This window comes from Faecalibacterium sp. DFI.5.82, from assembly GCF_029076575.1.
GTDB classification, from domain to species: domain Bacteria; phylum Bacillota; class Clostridia; order Oscillospirales; family Ruminococcaceae; genus Faecalibacterium; species Faecalibacterium duncaniae.
Map to the genome: position 1 here is coordinate 1 of NZ_JARFIS010000575.1, position 308 is coordinate 308.

The 308-nt window shown below is 47.4% G+C and carries 1 protein-coding gene; it reads left to right on the forward strand.

The window, feature by feature from the left end; translation table 11 throughout:
* Positions 1–3: 3 nt before the first annotated feature.
* Positions 4–144: a helix-turn-helix domain-containing protein gene (locus P0G09_RS17950; protein ID WP_275253349.1), complete on the forward strand. Its 141-nt coding sequence runs from the start codon at positions 4–6 to the stop codon at positions 142–144.
* Positions 145–308: the final 164 nt, after the last annotated feature.

The window sequence follows — 308 nt, forward strand, 5'->3', positions numbered from 1 at the left end:
CTCCTGAGCCGTCCCACTGTCTACCGACTACTGAATCAGAACGAATTCCGCTGGTTCAAGGTAAGCGGCGCTTACCGTATTTCCAAAGCCAGCTTTGAAGCATGGCTCAATGATGGCACTGTTGAACGCAAACCTGCTGTTTGACATCCTCAACATTTCACGCGAAATCTGCTATTCTTTAGCCGGGATGAGAAATCCCGGCTAAACTTTTACATAGATAGTGAGGTGTCTTTCATGGATGATATGCGGAATACTTCGGCTCCCTTATACGGAAAAGCTGAACCTGCCACTACCAAAACCACCATGTC